General features: G+C 45.5%; 1 protein-coding gene. It reads left to right on the forward strand.

Annotation, left to right across the window (positions count from 1 at the left end):
• A partial coding sequence (locus ACG916_RS21510) for a hypothetical protein (protein ID WP_419378814.1) occupies positions 1 to 501 on the forward strand: 501 nt, incomplete at both ends.

Here is a 501-nt window from a genome sequence, read left to right on the forward strand (position 1 = left end):
TAGGTGATACAGTTTCCATCACTGGTGATACGAACATTAGTACAGTTGCGACTACTGATGGCGTACAAGTTAAGTTAAATCCAAACTTAGACTTAGGCGCAGCTGGCAGTGTCATTACAGGCAATAGCAAGTTAGATAACAGTGGGTTGACGATTACAGGTGGTCCAAGTGTTACGAGCAGCGGTATTAATGCAGCAAACAAGAATATCAGTAATGTTGCTGATGCAACTACAGATGATCAAGCGGTCAACAAAGGTCAGTTAGATGCAGCGACTACAGCATCAAGCAGCAAGACCGATGCTTTAGGTAATAGCACTGCGACGAACTTGGGCGGTGGATCAAAATATGACAACAGCACAGGTGCAATCAGTGCGCCAAGCTATGTCACCACTAAAACAGATGGCACGACCACAACAGCGAACAACGTGGGTGATGCATTAACGAACCTCAACACTGAAGTGGTTAAACCAGTGACCTTCACAGGTAACAGTGGCACAGTTG

The organism is Acinetobacter legionensis (genome assembly GCF_048552295.1).
Lineage (GTDB): Bacteria > Pseudomonadota > Gammaproteobacteria > Pseudomonadales > Moraxellaceae > Acinetobacter.